Origin of the sequence: Undibacterium sp. Tian12W (genome assembly GCF_049339405.1) — a bacterium.
Classification (GTDB): domain Bacteria; phylum Pseudomonadota; class Gammaproteobacteria; order Burkholderiales; family Burkholderiaceae_D; genus Undibacterium.
In genome coordinates, this window is the sequence record NZ_JBMPPK010000036.1 from 26640 (window position 1) to 32909 (window position 6270).

At 50.9% G+C, this 6270-nt stretch carries 8 protein-coding genes; 6 read left to right on the plus strand and 2 right to left on the minus strand.

The window, feature by feature from the left end:
* The first annotated feature begins 115 nt into the window (after positions 1-115).
* From ACO0LI_RS29105 to ACO0LI_RS29130, 6 genes are all read left to right on the plus strand, one after another.
* Complete coding sequence (locus ACO0LI_RS29105; protein ID WP_423037243.1) at positions 116-1369, plus strand: MFS transporter; 1254 nt, start codon at positions 116-118, stop codon at positions 1367-1369.
* A gap of 146 nt (positions 1370-1515) precedes the next feature.
* The gene (locus ACO0LI_RS29110) at positions 1516-1878 is read left to right on the plus strand and encodes a VOC family protein (protein ID WP_423037245.1); all 363 of its coding nucleotides are present in this window, start codon (positions 1516-1518) and stop codon (positions 1876-1878) included.
* Positions 1879-1880: 2 nt separating this feature from the next.
* Complete coding sequence (locus ACO0LI_RS29115; protein WP_423037247.1) at positions 1881-2414, plus strand: EVE domain-containing protein; 534 nt, start codon at positions 1881-1883, stop codon at positions 2412-2414.
* Between the two features lie 72 nt (positions 2415-2486).
* A complete protein-coding gene (locus ACO0LI_RS29120; RefSeq protein WP_423037249.1) occupies positions 2487-3398 on the plus strand; it encodes a hypothetical protein in 912 nt (303 codons plus the stop codon).
* Positions 3358-4008, plus strand: a complete 651-nt coding sequence (locus ACO0LI_RS29125) for a hypothetical protein (RefSeq protein WP_423037250.1) — start codon at positions 3358-3360, stop codon at positions 4006-4008. Before ACO0LI_RS29120 ends, ACO0LI_RS29125 begins: the two co-directional genes overlap by 41 nt.
* Positions 4009-4081: 73 nt before the next feature.
* Positions 4082-5272, plus strand: a complete 1191-nt coding sequence (locus ACO0LI_RS29130) for an MFS transporter (protein ID WP_423037252.1) — start codon at positions 4082-4084, stop codon at positions 5270-5272.
* On the opposite strand, the gene ACO0LI_RS29135 is transcribed toward ACO0LI_RS29130, so the two are convergent.
* Together ACO0LI_RS29135 and ACO0LI_RS29140 are read right to left on the minus strand one after the other, a co-directional pair.
* The gene (locus ACO0LI_RS29135; RefSeq protein ID WP_423037254.1) at positions 5269-5667 is read right to left on the minus strand and encodes a nucleotide pyrophosphohydrolase; all 399 of its coding nucleotides are present in this window, start codon (positions 5665-5667) and stop codon (positions 5269-5271) included. The two genes, ACO0LI_RS29130 and ACO0LI_RS29135, sit on opposite strands and share 4 nt — an antisense overlap.
* Positions 5668-5821: 154 nt before the next feature.
* On the minus strand, positions 5822-6270 hold a 449-nt coding region (locus ACO0LI_RS29140), incomplete at its 5' end, for an FAD-dependent oxidoreductase (RefSeq protein ID WP_423037256.1).

Consider the following 6270-nt stretch of genomic DNA (forward strand, 5'->3'; position numbering starts at 1 on the left):
AACTTTTTCTGTTGTGCAGCATCACAACATGAAGTTCATGTCTTAACGATTTGCACTTCTTACCATTCCTGCTTTAAGTATCTTTAGCGCTGCCCAGGCGCTGACGCCCTGACCTATGCAAACCAAGAAATTCGATCCTGTCTTCAATTCCTATCTGATTTACATTGGTGTTGCCATCGCATCTGGTGGCGTTGCTTTATATACACCTATCATTGTCTCTGAAACGGGCAAGGCGTTCTCGGGGTTCTGGGCAGCATCGATTTTGTTTGGCCTGAACCTGGGTCGGGTGCTGGGCTCGTATATGGGCACCAGGTTTTCGCGCATGGCGAACCACCCGCTGGCGATTTCAGGCAATATCCTGCTCGAAGGCATCGCCCTGTATTTTATGGCTTATCTGAATCAGGCCTGGGCGCTGGCGCTGTTTGCCTTGCTGGCTGGCCTGGGTAGCGGCCTGTCCTTCCCCGGCTTGAAAAATTATTTATTGAAGCTCAAGGGTCTGGATCAGACTTCCATTTTCAGCAAACTGGCTTTCGCGATACGCATGGGCCTGGTTGGCGGCTACCTGACTGCAAGTTTTGTACCGCATGATCAGTTGAAGCTGGTGTTCCTGATCGTGCTGATCACCTTCATCGTATATGGGTTGTTCATGCTGATTGCCATGCGTGCCATCAGCGAGCATGAGCAAGAGAGTCTGGCGCTGGAACAAAAAGCTCAGGCAGATGAAGCAGCCGGCACAACTACAGTAGCCGCTACTGAATCAGAAAAACCGGTAGAACTGCCGCTGATGTTTTATTTGTCGAATTCAGTATTCTGGTGCTTTGCCGTACAGCCCATGATAGGTTTCAGCCTGCATATTCCGAAGTTCACACCTGAGATACCGGTCTCCACGCCTTTCTGGCTGGCGGCGCTGGTGATCATTTTTTTCCAGATACCGATCTCTAAACGTGCAGTGCGCACGCTGGATCATTTCCGTTTCCTGAAGATAGGTTATGCCTGCCTGTTTGTCAGCTTTGCCATCATGGTGGTGTTTACCCATAGTGCTGCTGCCGTCATTGTTTCTGCGATCCTACTGTCTTTTGGCCAGGTATTTTATGGACCTTCACTGGATGTGCTGGTCGCACGCTTTGCCAACAAATCTGCGGCGGATACCGGCAGGCTGATGTCGCAGCAAATGTTTTACCAAAGCATGGGCACCATGGTCGGCAGCCTGGCGGGTGGCGCCTTGTTTGATTTTGCCCAGTTCCTGAAAATGCCAGGAGTCAACTGGTTCATGCTGGCATTGGCCAGCCTTGCCATGATGATGCTCAGCCAGAAAAAAATCCCGGCGCTTTATTACGATGCTGGTCAAAGGGTTCCTGGTACCAGCTAAGTCTGTACTTTATCGAAAGCCTGCAACTGCAGGCTTTTTTCATCATGCCATCACTGCTGACAGAAACTGACACTAGCACATCCTAAGATGTCTCTGCCTTGAACAACATATCAATGCAAACAACATCACCTCTAGGGGCAGATACCATGATGACACCAAGCTATGTTCTTTTATATGTCGATAGTCCAGAAGCCAGCGCAGGCTTTTACAGCAAGATACTGGGCCTGACGCCAGTAGAAGCATCCCCTACTTTTTACCTGTTCATACTGGACTCAGGCCACAAACTGGGTTTGTGGTCAAAGCACACGGTAGAACCGGGCGCTACCCAGGCTGGCGGCAGTGAGCTGGCTTTTGCAGTAGCTGACAATGCCACCGTCGATAGCACCCATGACAACTGGGCCACGCGCGGTACAACGATAATCCAAAACCCTTGCAGCATGGATTTTGGTTATACCTTCGTCGCGCAAGACCCTGACGGTCACCGCTTGCGCGTTTTTGCGCCAGCCTGATCATGGCTGCCCAACAGTGCCGTAACTGGATCGCTGTTGCCTCTGCCGACCACGTGCTGCGTGGTCAGGCAGATGGCTACATGCAAGTCTGTCATGGCAAGGCAGCACCTTTGCGACGCCTGCAGGCGGGCGACAGGGTCGCGTATTACTCACCAAGCCAGGTCTTTGGCAGCAAGATCAGATTGCAGACTTTCACTGCCATAGGCAGGGTCAGGCCGCGCGAAGCCTATCAGGCAGACATGGGAGATGATTTTCATCCATTCCGGCGTGACGTCATATGGACGCCATCACGACACGCCAGCATCCTGCCCTTGCTACAGACACTGGAATTTTCTGCAGGAGTGAAGAATTGGGGTTATCAATTCCGCTTCGGTCTGTTTGCCATCAGCGAACATGACATGCAGGTGATTGCTGCCGCCATGGGAGTCGCCAAAGATTTGTTCGATACTGATAATGATGGCGCAGAATCATATGCAGATATAAATGAAGAAGCAAATGTAGAAGCAAATTTACAACTCAAGCTGAGCTTAAACTGATACTGTCTATGAAGCTGCACGAGTCAGGCGTTACAATGGCGCCTGACCATACACCTGACATAGAGAAACAGTTTGCCAGCACAATTACAGTCCACTCCCCCTGATCACCCTGTGCGCCCGTGGGCAGCAGCCATGCTGCTCTTGCTCACAGTTGCCTGCATGCCGGGCTGTGACAGCAAGGATGGTGGCAAAGCCCTGCAACTGACAGACTGGCTCAGAGTAAGCAAGACGGCTGCTGAAACCCAGGCTGCCGGTACGTCACCTGCGCCACCGCTGCAATATGCGTTACGCAAGCCTCAGCGATTCTGGTTCATTGCCTACGATGACTGGCCGAACCTGGACTACGATATGGTCAACGTTATCGATGACAAGAATATCCTCGTCGCCAGGAGCAGCAAGTATGCAAAGGCCCAGGCGGCAAAAGACGGCAAGCCTGCAGACACACAGGTCAGGCTCCTGAACGTCCATGGTGGTGCTGAAATCTCTCTTTGCCCATCAGCAGAATTGATCAACGCGCCAGCGAACAGTGATTTTGCAGATTGCGTGGAAATCAGCAAGGCCAACAAATTGATCGTCAAGCGTGTCGATTTTCACGGCAAACTGCTACAAACCACCAGCATGGCTGCCAATGAATGGGATGACCTGATCACGCAAAAGAACGTGGCGTATTACGATGAACAGCAGCAAGCCTATGTGCTGGAGACAGGCAAAGACAATACCTATTGCCGCCTGATCGCACCGGGCAAGGAAAAAAGCCTGAGCTTTACCTTGAATCTCATGGATACCAAAAGCAAGTGCGACGACTTGCTAACCTGGGCCGCCATCACCCGCAAAAAATTAAGCAAGGCACTGAGCTTTGGTGAGTTGGGCAAGCATGCTGCGATCTGGAAGAAACTGGAGACATCCTACCCTGGCTGGTTGCCAGCCAGGACCCTCATCGAGGATGCCAGCGAAAAGAAACCGTCCGCGCCGCCAGCCAAATGAGCTTGATGATAAACTACGCCAGTTGTTCCCTTACACGCATCCATGTTTGCTGCCTATGATAGTCAGAACCCTAGTCGTCATTTGCGCCATCATCTCGATTTATTTTGGCATCGATAATCTGCAAAAGCTCCAGACCATGCGGGTTCCTGTCAGTGAGTTTGAACAAGTCGATGGCAATCTTGTGCTGATGGTGCATGATGTCGATAATAATCCCGGCTATGTCGTCAATGGCAGTTTCAACAAGCAGTTATTGCAACTCACTTACAGCTACAACCTGAATGGTGTAGAAAGAACTACCGACACCATCTCCCCTATCTGCACCCGTTGCGAAGCTAAGCATGTGCTCAGAATGACGGGTTTAAAACCGGCAGAACTGGTCCCCGGCGTACAGCTCAAGGTTTATGTATCGTCAACTGATCCAAATAAAGCCTACCTGGCCTTGCCCACCTCTGGTGAACAACAGTCACAAATGTGGACGGTATTTTTATGGCTGATTTTTGCTCCTCTGATGTGTCTGCTGTTTTACAAACTGGAAGGCAGCGGCAAAACTCCAGGAGGAGATGCAGTTAAAGCCTCAGATGCATCATCATCTGACATTCAATCAGACTGATCAGCAGCTTACTGTTTTCACCATCAAAAAATACCCGCGCCATGCGCCGGCCCAGGCAACGCAATAAAAGTAAATGAAGAATACGCCGCACGCTTACCAGACTATTGCCATACTGGCTGTCACGCAAATCCTGTCCTGGGGTTCACTGTATTACGCCATCGCCATTCTGGCACCGGAAATTCAGCGTGAGATGAATTGGCGCGCTGAACTGGTGTTCGCGGCTTTTTCATGGAGCCTGCTGGTCGCAGGCATGATCGCTACCTACATTGGTATTTTGCTCGACCGTCACGGCGGCAAGTTTGTCATGGGCATGGGTTCACTTATCTGCGGCACGGGACTGATCACGCTCAGTCAGGCGCAAAATCTGGCCATGTATTATTTTGCCTGGAGCATCCTGGGCATGGCCATGGCGATGACTTTATATGAAGCCGCTTTTGCTACTCTGACCCGGCAATTCAAGGAACACAGTCGCCAGGCTATTTCTACTCTCACCCTGTTTGGCGGTTTTGCCAGTACGGTATTCTGGCCGCTGACCCAACAATTGAACACGGTAATGGGTTGGCGTCATACTTACCTGGCCTATGGTCTGGCGCAAATTTTTTTATGTCTGCCTTTGCATTTGCTGCTGCAAAAAACAATCAAAACACAAGACAGCCTTAAATCAGCAGTGATACAAAAGAAGAGTTTCAGCCTGCAAGAGGCCCTGCGCCACCCAACGTTCTGGAAACTGGCTTTCGCTTTCGCGGCGAACAGCTTTGTTTTTTCCGCCTTGTCGGTACACCTGATTCCCGTTCTCAAAGAAATGCATCATCCAGCCACGCTGGCGGTGTTGATGGCCGCCATGATAGGCCCCATGCAAGTGCTCGGTCGGGTAGGCGAAATGACGATAGCCAGAAATGCCATGCCACAAACCGTAGGCAAATTCACCTTTGCAGCTCTGCCGGCCGCCTTGCTGGTCCTGATCTTCATGGGCGCACATGCCTGGGCAGTTGCGCTGTTTTGCATACTCTACGGCCTCAGCAATGGCATATTGACCATCGTACGCGGCACGATACCGCAAACCCTGTTTGGTACAGAAAACTATGGCGCTATCTCTGGAGCCATGTCTGGCCCCGCGCTGTTTTCAAAAGCGGCTGGGCCTTTGCTGATAGCCAGTCTGGTCCATCACACCACATCGCCCTACCCTATCCTGGCTTGCCTGCTACTGTTCTCACTGGCGTCGTTGACGTTTTACTTTGCTGCCCTGCGTAGTGCGCAACATTAAGGCGCATCTATTTTGGGATCATTGTCGTAGGCAGTATATTTCCTGGCGTCGCCCTTCACTTGTTCCACTGGATATTTGATGGCGTTCAGGACGATTTTTTCCATGCTGGCGGCAAACAAATCCACGTGCAATGCATCGGCCAACATGACCAGGTAATTCAGCACGTCGGCCATTTCATGACGGATGGCTGTTTTAGCCTGTTCGTCCAGTTCATCTGCCTTGCCAGTTGGCAGCCATTGAAAAATCTCCAATAACTCTGCCGCCTCAACTGTCAACGCACTGGCCAGGTTTTTAGGTGTATGAAACTGTGCCCAGTCACGTTCGGCAACGAACTGACGCAAACGGTCACGGATATCTTTATATTGAACTTCAGGTACTGACGTAATCTGGGACATAATGAATTGAAAAAGAGGGTCTGCTTAAAATCGGCTTAAGTGGACTAAATCACCTAAATGGTCTTCCACAACTGCGGACGGTATTGTACATGGCTAAAGCAGCCATATACCTTTCGCCTTCTTTATAAGCAGACTACCCTTCAATTCACAAAGATCAATTCTCCAGAAAACGTTGTGCATCCAGCGCTGCCATGCAACCTGTACCAGCACTGGTAATCGCCTGGCGATAGATATGGTCTTGCACGTCACCAGCTGCAAACACACCTGGTACGTTAGTGGCTGTTGCCATGCCTTCAGTACCGGTACGCGTCTTGATATAGCCATTCTTCATATCAAGCTGGCCATCAAAGATGCTGGTATTTGGCTTGTGACCAATCGCGATGAACACGCCATGCAGAGTGATAGGGGTAACTGTGCCATCCGCAGCTTTGACATTGATGCCAGTCACACCAGAGTCATCACCGATGACTTCATCCAGCGTATGGTTCCATTTGACTTCGATCTTGCCTTCAGCCACCTTGGCCATCAGACGGTCAATCAAGATTGCCTCTGCACGGAACTTGTCGCGACGGTGGATGACGGTGACCTTGCTGGCGATATTCG